The sequence below is a fragment of the Deinococcus sp. YIM 77859 genome (genome assembly GCF_000745175.1).
GTDB lineage: Bacteria > Deinococcota > Deinococci > Deinococcales > Deinococcaceae > Deinococcus.
Window position 1 is genome coordinate 2,359,463 of sequence record NZ_JQNI01000002.1, and the last position, 18,038, is coordinate 2,377,500.

Genomic DNA, 18,038 nt, shown 5'->3' on the forward strand with positions numbered 1-18,038 from the left:
CTCGCGCCTCCCGTCTGACAGTGTATGACATTCTCCCCGTGAGGGGGTTAGGCTGGGTCCATGCCGATGCCGTCCCTGAGAGGCCTTCCGCTCCTTGTCCCGTTGCTCGCCGGTCTTGCGCGGGCCGGTGGCGCGGCGGCTCCCATCACCTACCGCGCGAGTTTCGAACGCGGTGTGGAAGCGCGGCAGGGGGCACGGGTGTTGTGGCGAACCCCTCTCAAAGCCAGCCGGAACGAGGTGCAGGTTCTTGGAAACGTCCTGCTGGTGGAAGGCTTCGCGGGGGAGGACGAGGTGACGTATGTACTTTCGCGCGGTGACGGCCGCGTCCTCGCCCAGCCCGCCGGGCGGCTGACGGGGGCGAGCCCGGACCGCGAGGGACTCACCTTCATCGACTTCCGTCTTCGGAGCGGAGAGGTTGTCCGTACCCGCCTGGACCGCCACTGGAAGGCGGACGTGCAGCGGGTGAACCTCTGGTCCCTCTTCCCCCCTGACTGTGGGGCCGAAAAAGGTTTAGCCGGAAGTCTCCGTCTGGACGAGCGGGGCACGCTGCTCTTCCAGGGTCTGGTGGGGCGCTGCGAGGGCCGCCTCAGCTTCGATTTCCAGGGCAATGTGGGCCTGACGCTCAAACGGGTCAGGTGACCTCCCCCTCCCCCCCGTCCAGCAGCGTAAAACTCAGGCCAGCGAGGAGCAGGAGCGCGGTGGCCAGCGCGCAGGCCTCTCCCAGGTTGCGCTCGCCGGGACGGCCTAGGCGCTCGTACAGGCCGACGCTGAGGGTGGCCCACTCGGGCCGCGTCAGCACCAGCGTCGCGCCGAACTCGCCCAGCACGGTGGCGAGGGCTAGGGCCGCGCCCCCCCGCAGCGCCGGAAAGGTGAGGGGCAGCGTGACTGTGCGGTGGGCGGCCCAGGAACCCGCACCCAGGCTGCGGGCGGCTTCCAGCAGGTGGGGCGGCAGAGCGCGCAGGGCGGGCAGCACACTGCGCGTGACGAGTGGAAAGCCCAGCAGCGTATAGGCCGCGATCAGCAGGGGCAGCGTGGCCGAGAGGGCCGGATAGGCGAGCAGGTATCCGACCGCCAGGCTCACCGGTGACACCATCAGCGGCAGCAGCGAGAGCAGGTCGAGGGTTCGCGACCGGGCGAGCCAGGCACCCAGCGCGTGAAGGCTTCCCAGCAGCACCGCGCCCCCCAGCGCCAGTACCCCGAAACGCACCGTATTCCACAGCAGGAGCGGCGTGTCGGGGTCGCGCAAGACGCCCTGCCAGTAGCTCAGCGTCGGCCCGCCGGAGCCGAGCAGTCCGCGCACGATCACCGCGACAAGCGGCCCGAAGCAGATGAGCAGCACGGCGGCGATCAGCGTCCACAGCAGCGCGGCCGCCCCGCCCCGAGGTCGGGGAAGGTTCGCTGTGGGAACACCGGTTCCTCCTTGCCGCAGACGCACGTAGGTCCAGGTTGCGGCCAGCGTGAGCAGCAGTTGCCCGGCGATCAGGGCGCTCGCCTCGCTCAGCCGGAGCTGGTAGGCGGTGAGGGTGTAGATCTCCACCTCCAGGGTCGCGTACCGTTCCCCGCCGAGCGCCAGCGGCAGCCCAAAGCTGAGGGCCGAGTACAGAAAGACCAGGACAAAGCCCGCTGTAAGGCCCGGCAGTGCGAGGGGCAACGCCACCGTGAGGGCCGCGCGTAGCCCCGAGGCCCCTAGCGTCCGCGCCGCGCCCAACAGGGCAGGCGGCACACGCGAAAACCCGCCGTAGGCGAGGCGCACCATCACCGGCAGGTTGAAAAAGAGGTTACCGAGGATCAGGAGGGCGGGGGTGCCGCCGAGGTCGAGGCCCAGCGGTGCCGTCAGCCAGCCCTGCGGCCCCAACAGGGCCGTGATGCCCAGCACCGCGACAAGCGTAGGGGTCACGAAGGGGAGCAGCAGCACCTGCAGGAGCAGGCCCTTGCCGGGAACGGCGAAACGCGACAGCAGGTAGGCGAGGGGCGCACCCACGCCCAGAGCGATCAGGGCAGAAAGGCTTGCCTGAACGAGCGTCCAGCCGAGGCGCCCGAGAAAGTAGGGGTCACGCCACACCCCCAGGTTCACGCCGCCCTCGACCAGGGTCCGCCCCAGGGGGAGGGCGAGGAGCAGCAGCAGGAAAAGGAGGGAGGGGAGGGCGAGCAGCCAACCGCGCCAGGCCAACACGCCGGCGGCCTACCGCGCCCGCAGGACGTTCGTCACCCAGGCGTCGACAAGGCGCTGCGGGTTGGCCATCACGCTCGCCTTGACCGGGGGCACGGCGGGTTTCTCCGCAAAGCGGAACACGGGGTCAAGGGGCGTGCCGCTCACAGCGGGGTACACCCACATCCGGGTTGGGATGTCGGCCTGTACAGGGGCACTCAGCATGAAGTCCACAAACTTGCGGGCGAGAGCGGGTTGTTTGGCCCCCTTGAGGATGCCCACGCCTTCCAGCTGCAAGAAGGTGCTGCCCGGCAGGAAGAGGTTGCCCGTCGGGGCCTGCGCGGGGAGCTTTTGGGGGTCGTAGCTGTCGGCGTAGTACACCTCGGCGGCGGGGCTGCTCGCGTAGCTCAGCACGATGGGATACCGGCCGCCGTTGCGGCTGAATTCCTTTTCGTAGGCGTCGGACCAGCCGCGCACCACCTTGAGGCCATTCGCGCGAGCCTCGCGCCACCAGGCCCAGGCACCCGCCTCGCCGTAGTGGTTCACGGTCGCGAGCAAAAAGGCCAGCCCGGGGCTGCTCGTCGCCGGGGAGGAGACCACCGTCAGGCGCGCGTACTGGGGCTTTTTCAGGTCATCCAGGCTCCGGGGCAGCGCCAGCCCCGCCTTCTGAAACCAGGCACGGTCGTAGTTGAGCGCCACAAAACCCGCGTCCACGGTGTTCAGCAGACCGGCTTCGTCGAGGCGGTAGGCTGCGGGTACCCGCGCCAGTGCCGGAGACTTGTAGGGCTCGAGGATCCCGGCGGCCCTGGCACGGGGCAGCAGCGTGTTGTCTAGCCCGTACACCACATCCGCGATGGGCGCGCGGCGCGTCAGAATCAGGCGGTTGAGGAGTTCGCCGGCGTCTCCTCCCTTCACGAGGCGCACGCGGGCGTTGTTGGCCTGCTCGAACCGGGCGATCAGCCTCTTGTCGAGGTCAAAAGAATCGTGGGTGATGACCGTCAGGGTGGTTTGGGCCTGGGCCATTCCTGCGACCAGCAGGCCGAGCAGCACGGCAGTGTTTCGCATCAAAACATCCCCCTCGCGTCACGAAGGGGAAGCGTTCACGGGTCACCCGTTCGGGGCCCGCGCATCACGCTCCCTCCGCCGGTATGACCCGGATCAGGTTCTTTGGGGTGTGTCTCAGCCCCGCTGCTGTGCAGGGCACCCCCGGTGACGCACCTCACAGGATAGCAGCCCAAGCGGGCCGGGAGGAGCATGATGGGGAAAGCTCCAGACGGCGCCAAACAGGAGGATCATGCCGCTCAAACCACCCGCGACCCAACCAACGACCCGCCCAACGCAGGAGGCACCGGAGGCTGCCGCCACCCGCCGGGGCACGCCGCTGCCCTGGCTGATCCTGGGCATTGTGCTGGTGGCCCTCAACCTGCGGCCCTCTATCGCGGGCTTCGGGCCACTGCTGGGCCAGATCCAGGCCGAGCTTCACGTGAAGGCGGCGACGGTCAGCCTGCTCACCACGATTCCGCTGCTGTGCTGGGGGGTCCTTGCACCGCTGGCCCCGCTGCTCACGCGGCGGCGCAGTTCGGAGACGGTGATCCTGCTCAGCACGGCGGTGATCGGTCTGGGCGCGCTGCTGCGGGTGGGGCCCAGCCTGCCGTGGATTCTGCTTGGAACGGTGCTGGTCGGGGCGGGCATCGCCATCGTCAACGTGCTGCTTCCCAGCCTGGTGCGGCGCGACTTTCCCGAACGGGTGGGCCTGATGACCGGTGTGTACACGCTCGCCGTCGTGAGCGGGGCAGCCCTCGCGTCCGGGCTGGCCGTGCCCCTAAGAACCGCGCTGGGTGGGTCATGGCGGGCTTCTCTCGGCGTGTGGGTGGGGCTGGCCGCAGCGGGCGTGCTCGCCTGGCTTCCCGCGCTGTTCGGGCGGCAGACGCACGCGCCGCGCGCGGCGCAGGGGCCTGCCGTGTGGCACAATCCCTATGCTCTCCCGGTCACGCTTTTCATGGGGTTTCAGTCACTGGTGTTTTTTACCTGGCTGACCTGGCTGCCACGCGTGCTGCAAGACCGCGGCCTAAGCGCCGCCGCCAGTGGGCTGCTGCTCTCGGCCGGCAACATCGTGCAGCTCCCCTTCACGCTGGCCGTGCCCATTTTGGCCGCGCGGCTGCAGAACCCCTTTCCGCTGGTTCTCGGTGCGGCGGCCCTGATCGGTGGGGGGCTTTGGGGGCTGCTGTTTGCCCCCGGCTGGCCGCTGCTGTGGGTGTTGCTGCTGGGAGCCGGGTGCGGGAGCACCTTTCCGCTGGCCCTTGTGTTGATCGCGCAGCGGGCCGCCCATCCGGCGCAGGTGCCGCAGCTCTCCGCGCTCGCACAGGGCGTCGGCTACCTGCTGGCCGCGGCCGGCCCCTTTCTCTTTGGTGCCCTGCACGACTGGACGGGTGGTTGGCGGGTGCCCCTGGGCTTCCTGCTGGCCGTCACCGCCCTCACCCTCTTGACCGGCTGGCGAGCGAGCCAACTTCCCGACCCATGATCCCTCACCTGATCGCGTGGTTGGTGCTGCAGGACCATGAGGGGCGCGTGCTGCTGGGCCGCCGAACGGGAGCCGCCTACGGCGCGGGACTCTGGGGCCTGCCGGGCGGTCACGTCGAGCGGGGCGAGGGACTGGCCGAGGCGGCAGCCCGCGAGGCGGAGGAGGAGGTTGGGGTGCGGGTGAATCCGGCGGAGCTGCGGTTTCTGGGCGTCAGCCGCTATGACCTGGCGGGGGTGACGGGAACAGCCTTCCTGTTTCTGGCTGGCCGCTGGGACGGCACGCCGCAGCCCACGCCGGAAGCGTCGGAAGTCGCCTGGTTTTTGCCCGCAGCCCTGCCGTCCGACGTGCTGCCCTGGTTGCCGGGCGTGCTCGAGGCACACCTGCTGCACGGCGCACGCCTCTCGGAGCAACTGGAGGGGATAGACGGGCTGCGGGTGTTTCCTCCGAGGTGAGGACAGGCGGCCTAGCGTGCCTCCAGCACCACGACCGCGGAGGCGTGCTCCTTCGTGTGGGTCAACGTGAGGTGCGCCACCCAGCCGCGCGCCTCCAACTCGGCGGCGATCTCGGGTGCAAACCCCAGCACCGGGGGGGCAAAGGGAAAGGGGCCATCCGGCGTGCGCTCGCGCTCCACCCACACGTCACGCCAGCCGTGCGGACGCGGCCAAACCTTTTGAAAGGCCTCCTTGGCGGCGAAGCGGGCCGCAAGGCTGGGGGCGGGGTCGGCGAGCCGGGCGCAGTACGCCAGCTCGGTCGGCGCAAAGAGCTTCTCCGCCCGCCGTCCCTCCCGCGCGAGCAGGCCCCGGATGCGCTCGATCTCTATCAGGTCGTGTCCGATCGCGACGATCATGGCAGGGATCGTAGACCGTGGGCCGGGGCGGGGGCCGTTTCGGGAGACGAGGTCCGGGCCAGCCCCGCCTTGTCCTCGGTCTGCTCGTGGGGCGGCCCTTGACCCCCGGCTGGCCTGGTGGCACACTTCAGGCAGTCACCAGGGGTGCCCACCCGCCCAGGCGGGGGCTGAGAGGGCCGTTCGGCCCAACCCTAGGAACCTGATCCGGGTAACACCGGCGGAGGGAGCGTGACGGGTGCTGAACACAGAACGTGTGGCCCCCCTCCGACGTTGCAGGAGGGGGGTTTGATGTTGCCGTAAAGCCGCTGAACCGCTGAAGCGTTTGTTGCTTCGGGCCGCCCGCCTTGGCCCGGAGGCCCCTCGCCCTTCTCGGAGGTTTGGATGTCGGCCTATTCCCGCGAATCTGTTGTCAGCACGGCGCCCTTTCCGGGCAGCGAGAAACGGTACCTCACGGGCACCCTGTATCCGCAGGTGCGAGTGCCCGTGCGGGCCATTCGGCAGTCCCCCACCCTCGAACAGGTGGGCGGCTTCACCCGCTCGCGGCCCAATCCTGATGTGCTTGTCCCCGACACAAGCGGTCCCTACACTGATCCCCTCGTTCACATTGACCTGCGCCGGGGGCTGCCCCATGCTCGGCCCTGGCTGGCCAGCGATTCCCGGCTGACGGCGGCTCCGCAGCGCCTGCTGGCTCCACTCGACGAGGCTGGGCCGTTGCCTTTTCCGCAGCCGCCGCGTCCCCGCCGAGCCCGCAGCGGCGCGGCGATCACCCAGCTTCAGGCCGCCCGGCGCGGCGAGATCACGCCGGAGATGGAGTTTGTGGCCCTGCGGGAGAACCTGCGCCAGCTTGACGGCTTTGAGCTGCGGCACGAGCATCCCGGCGAGGCGTTCGGCGCGAGCATCCCGCGCGAGATCACCCCCGAATGGGTGCGGGCGGAGGTGGCGCGGGGCCGAGCGGTGATTCCCGCCAACGTCAACCATCCCGAACTCGAACCCACCGTCATCGGGCGTCACTTTCGGGTTAAGGTCAACGCCAATATCGGCACCTCCGTCGTCAGCAGCTCCATCGAGGAGGAGGTTGAAAAGCTCGTGTGGGCTGCTCGCTGGGGGGCCGACACGGTGATGGACCTCTCCACCGGGCGGCACATCCACCAGACGCGAGAATGGATTGTGCGCAATAGCCCGGTACCGGTGGGCACCGTCCCCATCTACCAGGCGCTCGAAAGGGTGGGGGGCGCGCCCGAGGAACTCACCTGGGAGGTGTACCGCGATACCCTGATCGAGCAGGCCGAGCAGGGGGTGGACTACGTCACCGTACACGCGGGGGTCCGCCTCGCGCACATCCCGCTGACCGCCCGGCGGCGCACCGGCATCGTCTCGCGAGGGGGCTCTATCCTCGCTCGCTGGTGCCTGGCCCATCACCACGAGAATTTTCTCTACACCCACTTCGCAGAACTCTGTGAGATTCTGGCAGCCTACGACGTCACCTTGAGCCTGGGTGACGGCCTGCGTCCCGGCTCCATCGAGGACGCCAACGACGCCGCGCAGTTTGCCGAGCTGGAGACGCTGGGCGAGCTCACGCGCGTGGCCTGGGAGCACGGCGTACAGACCATGATCGAGGGGCCGGGGCATGTGCCCATGCAGCGCCTCCGCGAGAACATGACCCGCCAACTGGCGGTTTGTCAGGAGGCCCCCTTCTATACCTTGGGGCCGCTCACCACCGACATCGCGCCCGGCTACGACCACATCACCTCGGCGATCGGCGCCGCGCAGATCGCCTGGTACGGCACCGCGCTGCTGTGCTACGTGACCCCCAAAGAACACCTGGGCCTGCCGAATCGGGAGGACGTGCGTGACGGCGTCCTGGCCTACCGCATCGCCGCCCATGCGGCTGACCTTGCCAAGGGCTATCCCGGCGCCCAGGCCCGCGACAACGCCCTCAGCCAGGCCCGCTTCGAGTTCCGCTGGGAGGATCAATTCAACCTCTCGCTCGATCCCGAAAAGGCCCGCGCCCTGCATGACGAGACCCTGCCCGCCCAGGCGGCCAAAACCGCCCACTTCTGCTCCATGTGCGGCCCCCAGTTCTGCTCCATGAAGCTCAGCCACGAGCTGCGGGCCGGGGACGTCCTCGCCGGGCTGGAGGACAAGGCGCGCGAGTTCCGCGAGGCGGGGAGCGAACTCTACCTGACATCAACTGCAGGTGAGTCGCAGCCGAACCCGAGAAGAACGTACCGACTCGCGGAAGAACACGCGGTGTCTTTGCAGGACGTTCTGGAATCAGAGCAGGTTGGGATGAGCGCCCGGGAGGACAGGCCGTGACCCGGCGCCTGGGACGGCTCTATCTGGTCGCGACGCCCCGCCCCGGTCAAGCCGAAGCCGAGTTCGTCGCTCGGGTGGCAGCGGCCCTCGACGGCGGAGTAGACACCCTGCAGCTGCGGGTCAAGGAGGGGGAGGCCCGGCCCCTGATCCGTCTCGCCGAGCGGCTGCGCGACCTCGCCCACGCGCGGGGAGTCCCCCTCTTCGTCAATGACCGGGTGGATGTGGCGCTCGCGAGCGGCGCGGACGGCGTTCACCTGGGGCAGGCGGACCTTCCCCCGGTGTGGGCCCGCCGCCTCGCGCCCCGCCTGCTGGTGGGCCTAAGCACCCACCGCCGGGAACAGGCCCTGCAGGCCCTGGCCGAGGAACCGGCCTACATCGCCGCTGGACCGGTTCACGCCACGCCCACCAAACCGGGCCGCCCCGCCGCAGGGCTCGCCTACGTGCGGGAGGTGGCGGCCCTTGCGCCCGCCGTGCCCTGGTACGCGATCGGCGGCATCGACCGGTCCACCGTGGACGACGTGCTGGCTGCGGGAGCCACCCGCCTTGCGGTGGTGCGGGCGGTGCTGGACGCGCCCGATCCCGCGCAGGCCGCCGCCGCGCTGCTTGCCCGCCTCTCCCAGGAGGTCTTTGATGCAGGTGAACGGTGAGCTGTATCCCTACCGCGCAGGCCTCACCCTGCACGCCCTGCTCCGCGAGCTGGGCATTCCACTCGAACGGGTGGCCGTCGCGGTGAACGACGACTTCTACCCCGGAGCGCGGGTGCCGGATCGCCCGCTCAGCGAGCAAGACGTCATTGAGATTGTGCGCGTCATCGGAGGAGGCTAAGCATGCACGGTCCCCTGACCATCGGCGGCCAGCCCTTCACCTCGCGGCTGATGCTGGGCACCGGCAAATTCCCGGACTTTGCCGTCATGCGGGACGCGCTGGAGGCAAGCGGGGCACAGATCGTGACGGTGGCGATTCGCCGCGTCGAGCTCAAGGCGCCCGGCCACGCGGGCCTTTTGGATGCCCTCGACCTCAGCCGCTACCAGCTGCTGCCCAACACGGCGGGGTGCCGCACCGCCGAGGAAGCCGTGCGGGTGGCCCGGCTGGCCCGCGCCGCTACGGGCGTGAACTGGGTGAAGCTGGAGGTGATTCCCGATCCCCGCTGGCTGCTTCCCGACCCCGTTGGAACGCTGCGGGCGGCCGAACAGTTGGTGGAGGAAGGCTTTACGGTCCTTCCCTACGTCCAGCCGGACGCGGTCTTGGCCCGCGCGTTGGAACAGGCCGGGTGCGCCGCCGTGATGCCCCTTGCCAGCCCCATCGGAACGGGGCGCGGCCTGCGCACGGCGGAGCTGCTGCGCACGGTGCTCGACGGGGCGAGCGTGCCCATCGTGGTGGATGCGGGCCTGGGGGTGCCCAGCGACGCCGCCCAGGCGTTGGAGGCGGGAGCCGACGCGGTGCTGGTGAATACGGCGATTGCCGAAGCCCGCGACCCGGTGGCGATGGCCCGCGCTTTTGCGCTGGGCGTGCAGGCAGGCCGCCTGGCCTGGCGGGCGGGCCGAATGCCCAAGCGCGATCACGCTCACCCCAGCAGTCCTCCGGTGGGCGTGCCGCGCCTCCCTGACCCGGAGCAGCCTGTATGACCGTCCTCGTGGTGGGCGCTGGGATCATAGGCTCGCTGGTGGCCTGGACGTTGCAGGAGGCGGGCTGCCCGGTTGAGGTGCTGGACGCGGGGTTGCCGGGAGCCGCCTGGCGAGCGGGCGCGGGCCTGCTGACCCCGGCGGGAGAGCGGTTACAGGGCACTGACCTGGATGCCCAGGCTCAGGAGAGCCTGCGCTGTTGGCCCGAGCTCGCCTCCCGCCTAGAAGCGCGCAGTGGCCAGCCGGTGGGCTTTCGGGCGGGGGTGTGGCATCTGCGAGAAGGACAGGCCCCCGTATGGGCAGCGGCCGAGGGCCAGGTGCATCCTCCCAGCGTGGTGCGGGCTGCCCGCAGCCAGCTTCGGCTCATGCCTGCGCGGGTGCTTGCCCTCCAGCCGCGGGGGAAGAGCGTGCGGGTCCACACCGACCGGGGGGAGCGGGTGGCTTCGCTGGTGGTGCTTGCTGCGGGGGTCTGGAGCGCCGCGTTCGGGGTGCCCGTGCGGTCCGTACAGGGCCAGGCCCTGTTGTTGGGGGGGCCGCGCGACCACCCGGCGCGGGTAGGCTTTCGGCGGCGCGGCGAGGGGCCTCACGGCTACGCCCTGGGGCGCCCCGACGGGCTATACGTGGGGGCCACAGCCCGCGCCTCGGCCTCACCCATTCCCGATCTCCACGCTCGGCGCTGGCTGCGAACGGTCGCCCGCGCCCTGGTCCCGGAGGCGGCAGAAGAGCCGCGCCTCGCCACGCTGGTAGGTCTGCGCCCGGTGACGCCGGACGGCAGGCCCCTCGTCGGACCCCATCCGGTGCTGCGGCGCGTGTGGGTGGCCAGCGGGCACGGTCGGCACGGAGTGCTGCTCGCGCCCCAGGCTGCCCAGCGCGTGCTCACGTTCGTGCAGGAGGCGCTGTGAGTTCACTTCCGGTGGCCCTGACCATCGCCGGGTCCGACTCCGGGGGCGGAGCGGGCATTCAGGCCGATCTGAAAACCTTTGAGGCCCACGGCGTCTTCGGCACCTCGGCCCTCACCGTGGTGACGGCACAGAACACCCGGGGCGTGCAGGCCGTTCAGCCGCTTGCACCCGAGTTGGTCACCGCGCAGATCGAGGCGGTCCTCACGGATTTCCCGGTGGCCGCTGTCAAAACGGGGGCGCTGGGCAACGCGGCCATCGTGCGGGCGGTGGCGCGGGCGCTGCGCGGGCGCGAGCTCCCCCTGGTGGTTGACCCAGTGCTGCTCGCCAAGGGCGGAGACCCCCTGCTGGAACCGGAGGCCGTGCATGTCCTGCGCGAGGCGTTGTTTCCCCTCGCCACCCTGATCACGCCCAACCTCCCGGAGGCGGCGGCGCTCTTCGGCCCGGACCTGCCCCCGCAGCTGCCCCTGCTTCTCAAGGGAGGCCACGGGGAAGGAGAACTCGTCACCGACGAGTTGCGGCTCCCCGGCTTGCGCCTGCACCTGCACGCTCCCCGCCAGCACACCCGCCACACCCACGGCACGGGCTGCACCCTTTCGGCGGCGATCACCGCCCAGCTCGCGCGCGGCCATAGCCTGCCGCAGGCAGTTCGCGCAGCTCACGCCTACGTGCAAGCGGCCCTGCGTGCCGCACCGGGCCTGGGCGCGGGTCACGGTCCCTTGGGCCACGCGCGGGCGGGCTGGATGTTTCCCGAGGAGCTGCCCGGTTCGCCTTTGTGACGGTGCCGGTAGCCCTGGTCCGGGCCGCCTTGTACACTGGACCTAACGAGCGTTAGGTAGAGTGTTCTTGCCTCAGGAGGTAGCCCATGACCCAGCCGCAGATCCTTTCTCCCGGCGAGACGCCGGAGCAGCACGCCGCCTTCGAAGCCCGCATCGCGCGTGGCGAGAAAATTGAACCCGGCGACTGGATGCCCGCCGAGTACCGCCGCCAGCTTATCCGCATGATCTCGCAGCACGCGCACTCGGAGGTGGTGGGGATGCTGCCGGAGGGTGAATGGATCACCCGCGCCCCCAGCCTCAAGCGCAAGACCATCCTGATCGCCAAGGTGCAGGATGAGGCGGGGCACGGCCAGTACCTCTACCACGCCGCCGAGACCCTGGGCATCAGCCGCGAGGAGATGCTTCAGGCCCTGCTGTCCGGCAAGGCCAAGTACAGCAGCATCTTCAACTACCCCAGCCTCACCTGGGCCGATGTGGGCATGATCGGCTGGCTGGTTGACGGCGCCGCGATCAAGAACCAGACCATGCTTGCGGGCTGTTCCTACGGGCCGTATTCGCGCGCGATGGTCCGTATCTGCTCAGAAGAAACCTTCCACCACAAGCAGGGCAAGGAAATGATCGTCGCCTATGCGGGGGGCACGCCCGAGCAGAGGCAGATGGCTCAAGACGCCCTCAACCGCTGGTGGTGGCCGGCCTTGATGATGCTCGGACCGCACGACGCCGACAGCCCCAACACACCCGTTTTGAAGCGCTGGGGCATCAAGCTCAAGACCAACGATGAGGTCCGGCAGGAATTCATCGACGAACATGCCCCCGAACTGCTGGAGGCGGGCCTGACCATTCCTGATCCGGAGCTGCACCAGGACGAGCAGGGCCACTGGCGGCACGGCCCCATTCAGTGGGAAGAGTTCTGGGCAGTGATTCGGGGTGAGCGGGGCCTGGGGCCCGAGCGGCTGCGGACACGCCAACAGGCCCACGCAGAGGGGGCTTGGGTGCGGGAAGCGGTGCAGGCGTATGCCGCTCGGCGCCTGCCGGAGGCCGCAGACTGATGACCCCGGACACCCAATGGCCCCGCTGGGAGGTCTTCAAACAGGACGCGCCCGGCAAGCCCTACCAGGCGGTCGGCAGTGTTCATGCGGGCGACCCCGAACACGCCCTTCTGACCGCTCGCAACGTGTTTGTGCGCCGCCCCTCCGCCGTGAGCCTGTGGGCGGTGCGTGCGGCCGACATCCTCACCGCCACCCCAGAGGAGCTCGCGGCGCAGCCCGCGGTGCTGGACACGCCGGGTGAGGCGGGCACCTACCACCTGGGCCTCAAGCGCACGCACAAGCGCTCCATGACGTTCGTGGACCTGGTGGGCACCGTGGAGGCAAGCGGCCCCGGCGACGCGCTGCGGCAAGCGCGCGAGCAGCACCCGGAAGCGCTGGCCTGGCTCGTGTTCCCCGAGCCTGCCGTTGTTCGCACGCGTGAGGACCCGGGCACGCTGGAGAGCTGGTTTGCCCCCGCGCGCGACAAGACCTACAAGCAGCAGCAGTATTACGGCGTCATCGGTCGCCATATCGGCGAACTCAAGCGCGAGGGTCTGATCCCGGGGCGGCCGAAGGAGGGAGCGCAGCCATGACGACGAGCGGTCAGTCACCCGTCGTGGGGAGCTCGCCCTTAGTGCTCACGGCAGAGGAGCGGTCCGCCCTGATTCGCAAATTCACCGCCCTGGCCGACGATGAGATCATTCTCGCGCACCGGAACAGCGAATGGACCGGGCACGGCCCCATCCTGGAAGAGGACATCGCCCTGGCGAACATCGCGCAAGACGAGCTGGGTCACGCTTCCCTCTACCTCGAACTGCGCCGCGAGCTGGACGGCGCCCACCCCGACCGTCTCGCCTTTTTCCGGGATGCGGATGAGTTCACCAATGTCCGCCTGGTTGAGCTGCCCAAGGGGGACTGGGCCTTGACCATGCTGCGCCAGTACCTCTTTGACGCCTATGAGGCCCTGTGGCTGGACGCGGCCCGCGCCAGCACCTACGCCCCGCTGGCTGAAGTCGCCGCAAAGGCCCTGCGAGAGGAGAAGTTCCACCTTCAGCACACGGCCCTCTGGGTGGAGCGGCTGGCTCTGGGCACCGAGGAGAGCCGCCGCCGCACGCAAAAGGCGCTGAACGAGCTCTGGCCGTTGGCCGCACAGCTCTTCCAGCCCGTGCAGGGCGAGGAGGAGTTGGCAGAGGGAGGCCTGCTCCCTGGTCTGGCCGAGGTGCAGGCCCGCTGGGAAGCCCTGGTGATCCCGCACCTGACCGGGAAATGCGGCCTGACGTTGCCCGCTGCTCCCGCCGATCTGCCAGGTGGCCGCCACGTGCACACCGAACACCTCGCGCCCCTGCTGTTGGAAATGCAGAGCGTGGCGCGGGCGGTGCCGAACGCTGAGGTTTGGTGATCCCATGACGGCCCTTCCCCCCTCGCGTGGACAGGTGACCCCCGAACAGGTCTGGGCTGCTCTCGCGGCCGTCCCCGACCCTGAAATTCCCGTCGTGTCGGTCACCGACATGGGCATGGTGCGGGACGTGACGGTGGAGGGCGGGCGCGTGACGGTCACCTTTACCCCCACCTTCTCCGGCTGTCCGGCGCTGCACGTCATCCGCGAGAGCATCGGCGAGGCGGTGCGCGGCCTGGGCGTGGAGGAGGTGCATGTTCGCAGCACCCTCACCCCGCCCTGGACGACCGACTGGATCAAGGAGGATGCCCGCGAGCGCCTGCGCCGGTACGGAATCGCGCCGCCCGCCCCCGCCGGAGACACTCCCCTCATCACCCTTGACCCCGAACCCACCCGCTGCCCCCGCTGCGGCTCGCTCAACGTACGGATGACCGCCTCCTTCGGCCCGACGCTGTGTAAACGGCTGTATGTCTGCGAAAGTTGCCGGGAGCCGTTTGAGGGGTTCAAGAGCGTGTGAGGTTAGGCCGTCAAAATCATCGGCGCACCCTTCGTAATCATGATGGTGTGTTCAAAGTGGGCGGCAATTCCTCCGTCAGTCGTGGAAATCGTCCAGCCGTCACGCAGAGTTCTGGTGCGCCAGTTTCTGCCAGTGGAAACCATCGGCTCGACAGCAATCACCAACCCTTCGTGCAAGGGCTTTTTAAGTGCCGGGTGGTAGAAGCTGGGCACATCGGGCTTTTCATGAATGGCTCGGCCCACGCCATGTCCCTGCAATTCGCGCAGCAGCGTAAAACCCCGCCGCGCCACTTCCGTTTCAATGGCGCGGCCGATCGCGTTCAGCGGGCGGCCTACGCGGGCCGCTTTCAGGGCTTCGGCAAAAGCGGCTTCGGCGCAGGCGATCAGGCGAGTCGCCACGGGGGAAGCGGGCGGAACGGTCACCGTCACGGCGGCGTCGGCAACGTACCCCCTTACATTCGGCGTCACGTCGATGGAGACCACGTCGCCCGCGGCAAGAGGCCGCTGCGTCGGCAGGCCGTGAACAATGTCCTCGTTCACGCTGATGAACACGTTGACGGGCGCGCCGTACTCCGCGCGAGGAGCCGAGAACGCTCCATACTGGGCAAAAACCTGCCCGGCCAGTTCGTCCAACTCGGCGGGCGTGATGCCGGGTTCCACGGCGCCCTTCAGCACCTCCAAAGTTCGGGCGACCACCTGACCGGCCTGTTTCATCCCCTCCAAGTCGCGCTCGTTGTTGACCGTCATAGGTCATTCTAGTCCAGCCTCAAGGAGTCCCCATGACCATCCTCCCCACCCCCGACCTCCTTCACCCCGCCTCCTACGTCTACGGCACCTGGCACACCGCCCCCGAAGGCCAGACCCTCTATGACGCCGTGTATGGCCGTCCCATCGCCGTCCTCTCCTCCGAGGGCGTGGACTTTGCGGGGGCCTTGCGCTACGGGCGCGAGGTGGGTGGCCCGGCCCTGCGCCGGCTGACCTTCCATACCCGAGCGCGGATGCTGCGGGCGCTGGCGACCTTCCTGCTGGAGCGCAAGGAGGACTACTACCAGCTCAGCTTTCTGACGGGAGCCACCCGCCGTGACAGTTGGGTGGATATCGAGGGCGGCATCGGGACGCTCTTGAGCTACGCGAGTCTTGCCCGCCGTGAGCTCCCCGATGAGCGCTTCCTCCCGGAAGGCAAGGTGGAAGCCCTGGGCAAGGGGGGCACCTTTGTGGGCCGGCACCTCCTCGTGCCGCGGGAGGGCGTCGCGGTGCAGATCAACGCCTACAACTTCCCGGTGTGGGGCATGCTGGAAAAGCTGGCCCCGGCATTCATCGCCGGAATGCCCAGCCTGGTGAAGCCCGCCCCGCAGACGGCCTACCTCACCGAACGCGTGGTGCGCGACATCATCGCGTCGGGCCTGTTGCCCGAAGGAAGCCTGCAACTCGTGACGGGTGATCCCGGCGACCTGCTTGACCACCTGGAGGAGCAGGACATGGTGGCCTTTACGGGGTCGGCCGCGACGGCAGCCAGGCTGAAGGTGCATCCCACCATCGTCGCGCGCAACGTCCCCTTTAACACTGAGGCGGACAGCCTGAATGCCTCGGTGCTGGGCCTGACCGTGCGCCCCGAAGACCCCGAATTTGCCCTGTACGTCCGCGAGGTGGTCCGCGAGATGACGAGCAAGGCCGGACAGAAGTGCACGGCGATTCGGCGCGCCATCGTTCCCCGCAACCGGGTCGAGGAGGTCGTGGCGGCGCTGCACCGGGAACTGAGCCGGGTGACCATGGGCGATCCCACCCGTGACGACGTGCGGATGGGAGCCTTGGTCAGCACCGAGCAGCGTGAACGGGTGCGGCGAACGCTGGACGCCCTGCAGCGGGAAGCGCGGGTGGTGATTGGGGGCGAGGAACGTGAGCTTCTGGGTGGCGACTGGGAGAAGGGGGCTTTCCTTGCGCCCACCCTGCTGCTGTGCGAGTCGCCCCTCACGGCCCGTGGCCCGCACGAGCTGGAAGCGTTTGGGCCAGTGGCGACCCTCCTTCCCTACGACACGCTGGAGGAGGCCGCACACCTGGCGAAGATGGGCCGCGGCAGCCTGGCGGGCAGCGTGGTGACCTACGACCGAGCGGAAGCCAGCGCGCTTGTTCTGGACATGGCGAGCAGCCATGGGCGCCTGCTGATCCTGAACCGTGCGAATGCGGGAGAGAACACCGGGCACGGGAGCCCCCTGCCGCAGCTCAAGCACGGCGGTCCGGGCCGTGCGGGTGGCGGCGAGGAACTCGCGGGCCTCGCGGGGATCAAGCACCACATGAACAAGGTGGCGGTGCAGGCCGATCCGACCACCCTCGCCGCCATCACGCACGAATACGTGCCGGGCGCGGAAGTCCGCGAGGACGTGGTTCATCCCTTCCGCAAGACCTTCGACGAGATCCAGGTGGGAGATAGCCTGCTCACCCACCGCCGCACCGTCACCGAGGCCGACATTGTGAATTTCGCGGCCCTGACCGGTGACCACTTCTATGCTCACGTGGACGAGATTGGCGCGAAGGAGGGCATCTTTGGGGAGCGCGTGGCGCACGGCTACTTCCTGATCTCCGCAGCCGCCGGGCAGTTCGTGTGGCCGGCACCCGGCCCGGTGCTGGCCAACTACGGGCTAGAAAACCTGCGCTTTGTCACCCCGGTCGCGATCGGCGACACCATCCGCACCCGCCTCACCTGCAAGCGCAAAATCCGCAAGGACCTGCGGCCTCAGGAAACGCGCCCGACCGGTGTGGTGGAGTGGCACGCCGAGATCACCAACCAGCGGGATGAACTCGTGGCGACCTACGACATCCTGACGCTGGTAGAGCGGGCACGCGACGAGGCAGATGGCGCCACCGTTTGACCTTTCTTCCGCTGCCGCCCCGCTTTCTTAGCGAAGGGTCACGGCAACATGTGAGAATGGACACCGCGCTTGGGCTAGCTTGAATGCTGTGAGCCTTCCAGACGAGAAGAACCTTGCTGAGCTGGTGGAGTCGTATTTCGGCCCGGCGGTTGAGCCGTTGGGGCGCGCGGCGGGCCTGGGGCCTGAAGAGGCCGAGCGGGTGCTGCGCGAAGGCCTGCCCCTTCAGCTGCGTGCCCTGGCCGAGTCCGCCCACACGCCTTCGGGGTCAGCGCAGGTTGCTGAAGCTTTGGCGAACCTCCCCGCCTTTCCCAGCGCGTCGGCGGCCCTCAGCGAGCCGGACGGAGCCGCGCAGTTGCAGCAGGCGGGCGAGCTGCTGGCCCCCGTGCTGCTGGGCGACCGAGCCAACACCATCGCGGCACAGGTCGCGGGTCCTCTCGAGCGGGGGAGCGTTCAGAAGCTGCTTCACCTGACGTTGCCCCTGGTGCTGAGCATGCTGGGTCAGCGCGGCCTGACGGCTGACGACCTGAGCAGCGCTTTGCCGGAGGTATTGGCTGAGCGTGTGGAAAGCGCGGGCGCCGAAGACGTGCTGGACTTCCTCCGGCGGCAGCTGAGCGGACGCACGGCCGAGCAGATTGGCCGAGCGGCGGGCTACAGCGGCAACGCGGCGGTGCGAGCGGTGCAGGGGGCTTGGCCCGTTTTGCTCGGTGGGCTGATCGAGCGGGGAGAGAGTGAAGCGGGTGCGGCGGAGCTGCTCGCTCGTCGCCGTGACGCTGAGCGGCTGGTCACTCCAGAAGGAGACCTCAAGACGTCTCTTTTGGAAGACCCCGCAGAAGTCGCTCGCATCGAGGGACAAGGCCGTTCCCTCCTGTCCTCGCTGTTTGCGAATCCCGGTGCGGTGACAGGCCGTTTCGGCTCGGCTGTCGGAGGCTCCGGCGCAAACGCAAGCCGCCTTCTTGCCCTTTTGGGTCCGTTGCTGATGGGCCTCATGCTGCAACGCGTGGGCCAGGTCCCAGCAGCGGAACTCAGCCGCCTGCTGAGCTCCTGGCGTGGGCGGCTGGAAGGCTTGCTGCCGCCGGGTTTGGGGAGCCTCAAAGCGCT

18 protein-coding genes, 1 pseudogene and 2 riboswitches (1 of these 21 cut by a window edge) are annotated in these 18,038 nt (G+C 69.1%); of the genes and pseudogenes, 15 read left to right on the top strand and 4 right to left on the bottom strand.

Features of this window, described 5'->3' with window-relative positions; translation table 11 throughout:
• Window positions 1-60 precede the first annotated feature (60 nt).
• Window positions 61-639: a hypothetical protein gene (locus EI73_RS11640; protein ID WP_156103529.1), complete on the top strand. Its 579-nt coding sequence runs from the start codon at window positions 61-63 to the stop codon at window positions 637-639.
• Here the strand turns inward: EI73_RS11640 and EI73_RS11645 are convergent.
• Both EI73_RS11645 and EI73_RS11650 read right to left on the bottom strand, forming a co-directional pair.
• A complete protein-coding gene (locus tag EI73_RS11645; protein WP_034386865.1) occupies window positions 632-2,173 on the bottom strand; it encodes an iron ABC transporter permease in 1,542 nt (513 codons plus the stop codon). The two genes, EI73_RS11640 and EI73_RS11645, sit on opposite strands and share 8 nt — an antisense overlap.
• Window positions 2,174-2,182: 9 nt before the next feature.
• On the bottom strand, window positions 2,183-3,214 hold the full coding sequence (locus tag EI73_RS11650) for a thiamine ABC transporter substrate-binding protein (RefSeq protein ID WP_034386866.1): 1,032 nt from the start codon (window positions 3,212-3,214) through the stop codon (window positions 2,183-2,185).
• Between the two features lie 52 nt (window positions 3,215-3,266).
• A riboswitch (TPP riboswitch) is annotated at window positions 3,267-3,367 on the bottom strand.
• A gap of 76 nt (window positions 3,368-3,443) precedes the next feature.
• Here EI73_RS11650 and EI73_RS11655 point away from each other — a divergent pair.
• Together EI73_RS11655 and EI73_RS11660 are read left to right on the top strand one after the other, a co-directional pair.
• Window positions 3,444-4,670 carry an MFS transporter gene (locus tag EI73_RS11655; RefSeq protein WP_081909020.1) on the top strand — a complete coding sequence of 409 codons (1,227 nt, stop codon included), beginning with the start codon at window positions 3,444-3,446 and terminating at the stop codon, window positions 4,668-4,670.
• The gene (locus EI73_RS11660; RefSeq protein WP_051935508.1) at window positions 4,667-5,122 is read left to right on the top strand and encodes an NUDIX domain-containing protein; all 456 of its coding nucleotides are present in this window, start codon (window positions 4,667-4,669) and stop codon (window positions 5,120-5,122) included. Before EI73_RS11655 ends, EI73_RS11660 begins: the two co-directional genes overlap by 4 nt.
• An 11-nt stretch (window positions 5,123-5,133) precedes the next feature.
• Here EI73_RS11660 and EI73_RS11665 read toward each other — a convergent pair whose 3' ends face one another.
• Complete coding sequence (locus tag EI73_RS11665) at window positions 5,134-5,517, bottom strand: 4'-phosphopantetheinyl transferase superfamily protein (protein ID WP_034386868.1); 384 nt, start codon at window positions 5,515-5,517, stop codon at window positions 5,134-5,136.
• Window positions 5,518-5,647: 130 nt separating this feature from the next.
• Window positions 5,648-5,761: riboswitch (TPP riboswitch) on the top strand.
• A gap of 137 nt (window positions 5,762-5,898) precedes the next feature.
• On the opposite strand from EI73_RS11665, the pseudogene thiC reads away from it, so the two are divergent.
• The 10 genes and pseudogenes from thiC to paaD all read left to right on the top strand — a co-directional run.
• A pseudogene (thiC, locus tag EI73_RS11670) lies at window positions 5,899-7,656 on the top strand (phosphomethylpyrimidine synthase ThiC); the annotation flags it as partial.
• A gap of 173 nt (window positions 7,657-7,829) precedes the next feature.
• Window positions 7,830-8,480, top strand: a complete 651-nt coding sequence (gene thiE, locus EI73_RS11675; RefSeq protein WP_081909022.1) for a thiamine phosphate synthase — start codon at window positions 7,830-7,832, stop codon at window positions 8,478-8,480.
• Window positions 8,464-8,658 carry a sulfur carrier protein ThiS gene (thiS, locus tag EI73_RS11680; RefSeq protein ID WP_051935509.1) on the top strand — a complete coding sequence of 65 codons (195 nt, stop codon included), beginning with the start codon at window positions 8,464-8,466 and terminating at the stop codon, window positions 8,656-8,658. The genes thiE and thiS overlap by 17 nt, the downstream gene beginning before the upstream one ends.
• Window positions 8,659-8,660: 2 nt before the next feature.
• Window positions 8,661-9,458, top strand: a complete 798-nt coding sequence (locus EI73_RS11685) for a thiazole synthase (RefSeq protein WP_034386871.1) — start codon at window positions 8,661-8,663, stop codon at window positions 9,456-9,458.
• Window positions 9,455-10,357 carry an FAD-binding oxidoreductase gene (locus EI73_RS11690; RefSeq protein ID WP_034386873.1) on the top strand — a complete coding sequence of 301 codons (903 nt, stop codon included), beginning with the start codon at window positions 9,455-9,457 and terminating at the stop codon, window positions 10,355-10,357. The genes EI73_RS11685 and EI73_RS11690 overlap by 4 nt, the downstream gene beginning before the upstream one ends.
• Window positions 10,354-11,133: a bifunctional hydroxymethylpyrimidine kinase/phosphomethylpyrimidine kinase gene (gene thiD, locus EI73_RS11695; RefSeq protein WP_051935510.1), complete on the top strand. Its 780-nt coding sequence runs from the start codon at window positions 10,354-10,356 to the stop codon at window positions 11,131-11,133. The genes EI73_RS11690 and thiD overlap by 4 nt, the downstream gene beginning before the upstream one ends.
• Before the next feature lie 86 nt (window positions 11,134-11,219).
• A complete protein-coding gene (gene paaA / locus EI73_RS11700) occupies window positions 11,220-12,182 on the top strand; it encodes a 1,2-phenylacetyl-CoA epoxidase subunit PaaA (protein ID WP_034386874.1) in 963 nt (320 codons plus the stop codon).
• Complete coding sequence (locus EI73_RS11705; RefSeq protein ID WP_034386875.1) at window positions 12,182-12,754, top strand: phenylacetic acid degradation protein; 573 nt, start codon at window positions 12,182-12,184, stop codon at window positions 12,752-12,754. Before paaA ends, EI73_RS11705 begins: the two co-directional genes overlap by 1 nt.
• Window positions 12,751-13,560 (top strand): 1,2-phenylacetyl-CoA epoxidase subunit PaaC, encoded by an 810-nt coding sequence (gene paaC, locus EI73_RS11710; RefSeq protein ID WP_051935511.1) that lies wholly within the window; start codon window positions 12,751-12,753, stop codon window positions 13,558-13,560. Before EI73_RS11705 ends, paaC begins: the two co-directional genes overlap by 4 nt.
• 4 nt (window positions 13,561-13,564) lie before the next feature.
• Entirely contained in the window at window positions 13,565-14,074 is a 510-nt protein-coding gene (paaD, locus tag EI73_RS11715) for a 1,2-phenylacetyl-CoA epoxidase subunit PaaD (protein WP_034386878.1), read from the top strand.
• Window positions 14,075-14,076: 2 nt separating this feature from the next.
• On the opposite strand, the gene map is transcribed toward paaD, so the two are convergent.
• A complete protein-coding gene (gene map / locus EI73_RS11720; RefSeq protein WP_034386880.1) occupies window positions 14,077-14,820 on the bottom strand; it encodes a type I methionyl aminopeptidase in 744 nt (247 codons plus the stop codon).
• Window positions 14,821-14,852: 32 nt separating this feature from the next.
• Here map and paaZ point away from each other — a divergent pair, with 32 nt between their 5' ends.
• Both paaZ and EI73_RS11730 read left to right on the top strand, forming a co-directional pair.
• Entirely contained in the window at window positions 14,853-16,940 is a 2,088-nt protein-coding gene (gene paaZ / locus EI73_RS11725) for a phenylacetic acid degradation bifunctional protein PaaZ (RefSeq protein WP_034386882.1), read from the top strand.
• Between the two features lie 88 nt (window positions 16,941-17,028).
• Window positions 17,029-18,038, top strand: partial view of a DUF937 domain-containing protein gene (locus EI73_RS11730; RefSeq protein ID WP_034386883.1) — the 5' end (the start) only. 1,156 nt of this gene lie beyond the right edge of the window; the window shows 1,010 of its 2,166 coding nt (coding positions 1-1,010); its start codon is at window positions 17,029-17,031; its stop codon lies beyond the right edge, outside the window.

What these genes read in the sequence shown, in the direction of transcription:
- map (WP_034386880.1), bottom strand. Translation starts at nt 14,820, where the DNA reads ATGACGGTCAACAACGAGCGCGACTTGGAGGGGATGAAACAGGCCGGT.
- thiS (WP_051935509.1), top strand. Translation starts at nt 8,464, where the DNA reads ATGCAGGTGAACGGTGAGCTGTATCCCTACCGCGCAGGCCTCACCCTG.
- EI73_RS11690 (WP_034386873.1), top strand. Translation starts at nt 9,455, where the DNA reads ATGACCGTCCTCGTGGTGGGCGCTGGGATCATAGGCTCGCTGGTGGCC.
- EI73_RS11655 (WP_081909020.1), top strand. Translation starts at nt 3,444, where the DNA reads ATGCCGCTCAAACCACCCGCGACCCAACCAACGACCCGCCCAACGCAG.
- EI73_RS11640 (WP_156103529.1), top strand. Translation starts at nt 61, where the DNA reads ATGCCGATGCCGTCCCTGAGAGGCCTTCCGCTCCTTGTCCCGTTGCTC.
- paaZ (WP_034386882.1), top strand. Translation starts at nt 14,853, where the DNA reads ATGACCATCCTCCCCACCCCCGACCTCCTTCACCCCGCCTCCTACGTC.
- paaC (WP_051935511.1), top strand. Translation starts at nt 12,751, where the DNA reads ATGACGACGAGCGGTCAGTCACCCGTCGTGGGGAGCTCGCCCTTAGTG.
- EI73_RS11665 (WP_034386868.1), bottom strand. Translation starts at nt 5,517, where the DNA reads ATGATCGTCGCGATCGGACACGACCTGATAGAGATCGAGCGCATCCGG.
- paaA (WP_034386874.1), top strand. Translation starts at nt 11,220, where the DNA reads ATGACCCAGCCGCAGATCCTTTCTCCCGGCGAGACGCCGGAGCAGCAC.
- EI73_RS11685 (WP_034386871.1), top strand. Translation starts at nt 8,661, where the DNA reads ATGCACGGTCCCCTGACCATCGGCGGCCAGCCCTTCACCTCGCGGCTG.
- EI73_RS11660 (WP_051935508.1), top strand. Translation starts at nt 4,667, where the DNA reads ATGATCCCTCACCTGATCGCGTGGTTGGTGCTGCAGGACCATGAGGGG.
- paaD (WP_034386878.1), top strand. Translation starts at nt 13,565, where the DNA reads ATGACGGCCCTTCCCCCCTCGCGTGGACAGGTGACCCCCGAACAGGTC.
- EI73_RS11705 (WP_034386875.1), top strand. Translation starts at nt 12,182, where the DNA reads ATGACCCCGGACACCCAATGGCCCCGCTGGGAGGTCTTCAAACAGGAC.
- EI73_RS11650 (WP_034386866.1), bottom strand. Translation starts at nt 3,214, where the DNA reads ATGCGAAACACTGCCGTGCTGCTCGGCCTGCTGGTCGCAGGAATGGCC.